At 38.3% G+C, this 2,565-nt stretch carries 3 protein-coding genes; all 3 read left to right on the top strand.

The window, feature by feature from the left end; translation table 11 throughout:
• A partial coding sequence (locus I4V84_RS19720) for a hypothetical protein (protein WP_207664942.1) occupies nucleotides 1–205 on the top strand: 205 nt, incomplete at its 5' end.
• A 61-nt stretch (nucleotides 206–266) separates the two neighbouring features.
• Nucleotides 267–1,109: a site-specific integrase gene (locus tag I4V84_RS19415; RefSeq protein ID WP_195993189.1), complete on the top strand. Its 843-nt coding sequence runs from the start codon at nucleotides 267–269 to the stop codon at nucleotides 1,107–1,109.
• Nucleotides 1,106–2,287 carry an IS91 family transposase gene (locus tag I4V84_RS19410; RefSeq protein WP_195993188.1) on the top strand — a complete coding sequence of 394 codons (1,182 nt, stop codon included), beginning with the start codon at nucleotides 1,106–1,108 and terminating at the stop codon, nucleotides 2,285–2,287. The genes I4V84_RS19415 and I4V84_RS19410 overlap by 4 nt, the downstream gene beginning before the upstream one ends.
• Nucleotides 2,288–2,565 lie beyond the last annotated feature (278 nt).

Genomic DNA, 2,565 nt, shown 5'->3' with positions numbered 1-2,565 from the left:
AGTTGAACAAAATCGCTGCGCGATGGCCTGCCAAGGCTATGGCGCAGTTTTTCTTTACACTTTAATAAAAAGCAGTGGAAACCAAGTCCTACAAGTAGTATTGTTAAGTCACCACAACCAACAATCAAACAGGATCGACATCCCCACTGCCTATGATAAGAATACCATTGAGCTGCCTTTCTGGCAAGCAGTTTTATTATGCTAATGCTCCTCCATGTAAGCAGTGTTTATACATTTACGATTTACTTTACATGGAGGATTTTATTATGTACGAAGAAATTTTTAATCAGATTAGATCTGCTGCGAATAAACGGAATCTCAAGGATTCCACAATTCATGCATACTGTACCAGTGTTGCTCATTTTTTGAACCACACAGCCAAGGATATAGATGCATTAACAACTGACGATGTTGATACATTCCTAACTGAAAAGAAACTTTCCGGGATTTCACCAGAAACATACAATCACTACCATTCAGGAATCCGCTTCTTTTACAAAAAAGTATTGAAGATGAATTGGGATGATGATGACATACCTCGTATGAAAAGGGACAGAAAGTTACCAGCGGTGCTTACAAAAGCAGAAATATCAGCTATTCTTGATGCTACACCAAATCTGAAGCATAAAGCTATGATCGCTACTATGTATTCAGGTGGACTTCGTGTTTCAGAAGTCACACACCTTCATTATGATGATATTTCACGCACGAACAAAACCATACACATCCGCGATGGAAAAAGCCGATCTGACCGTTATACTTTGCTTGCAGACCGGACGCTTGAAATATTGACAGAATACTGGTTTCAATGTGGCAGGCCAAGAGGGATTCTGTTCCCAAGTTCATGGACAGGGGATTATCTTACAAAAGATAGTGTCATTCAGTTTTTTCGTGAAAGCGCCGAAAGAGCAGGCATTCAAAAACACGTCTCCACACATTGTTTGCATCATAGTTTTGCAAGTCATCTGTTTGAATCAGGCTGCGATATAAAATATATTCAGGCTCTTTTGGGACATCGTGATCCAAAATCAACAGAGATTTATCTGCATGTAAGCAATAAAACTCTGCTTGGTATTAAAAGCCCATTTGATGAGATGGGTGGTGAATGATTATGGATAAATCATGTACGATACAGGATGTATTTGAACGGTTCTATCCTTCCTATGAAAAGAGGAGTAACCCTCCTGCTCATCACAGAAAAACGGCTTATCACATCAGAAACTGTAAAACAGGAGTTTTTGGTGTAAACATCAGTGTTTGTGAGGACTGCGGATGTATCAGTGTTCACAACAACTCCTGCAGAAGCAGATGCTGTCCCATGTGCCAGGAGTTTCCGAAAGAGAAATGGATTGATGCACAAAAAGAGAACGTATTGGATGCACCCTATTATCATGTAGTATTCACAGTTCCTGAGGAATTGAATTCCATTATTTACAGCAACCAGAAGCTGTTATATGATGCACTGTATCATGCTGCTTCAGCCACATTGAATGAATTGTCAAAAGATGCAAAGTATCTGGGAGCTGATATAGGGTATATCTGCATTCTTCATACCTGGGGCTCTGCAATGAATTATCATCCTCATATTCATACCATTGTTCTTGGAGGTGGGCTTGATGATGAAAATAAATGGAAAGACACAGGTGGAAATTTTTTTCTCCCATATGGTGTCATCTCAAAAGTGTTCCGTGGAAAATATCTGGATGAGTTAAAAAGCCTGTGGAATGATTCTAAGCTTAAATTTCATGGTACAGCAGAGAAATATCAGAACAGCTATCGTTTTAAAGAACTTCTTGATAAGTGTTATGAAAAGAACTGGGTCACTTACTGTAAAGAAACTTTCAATGGTGCACAGTCGGTTATCAATTATCTTGGAAAATATACCCACAGGATAGCAATCAGTAATCATCGAATCAAATCCATGACGGATACGACAGTTACATATGCAGTAAAAGACTATAAAAACGAAGGCCACTGGAAAGAGAAAACAATTTCAGGAGAAGAATTCATCCGTCGATTCATGATGCATGTTCCACCCAAACGATTTGTCAGAATCCGGCACTATGGTCTGCTATCATGTAGAAACAAGAGAAAAAAGATAACTCTCTGCAGAAACCTGCTTGGATGCAAGAAATACATTTCTACATTAAAAAATCTAAATGCAGTAGAAATGATAAAGGTTTTGTATCACATTGATGTATGCAAATGTTCTTCTTGCGGAGGGAATATGGTATCACCCCGCAAAGATAAATACAGTTCTTCTTTTCATGCACATATGATATGTTAAAATCTACAATTGCATAGAATAAATGACTTCCGCATAGGAGGTTTGTTTGTCATGCCTAAAATTGATTTCTTGAATAAAAAAACTTTTACCAAAACACCCAGTATGATAAACTTAAGGAAAAGAGCAACGATTGAATCCCCATAGCTATCGGCTAAAGGGACGCGACTTTGTTCACCAAGGTAAAATCGAAATTGATGTAAACGAAAGGGCAGTTTTTATCAGAACTCAAGGCTGCTTTTTCGTTTACACCAACTCCGATTGTTTCCTTAACAGTTTGT

This window comes from Ruminococcus sp. 1001713B170207_170306_F1 (assembly GCF_015668065.1).
Taxonomy (GTDB): Bacteria; Bacillota; Clostridia; order Lachnospirales; family Lachnospiraceae; genus Blautia_A; species Blautia_A faecis.
This window is presented reverse-complemented; position numbering and strand designations above follow the sequence as displayed.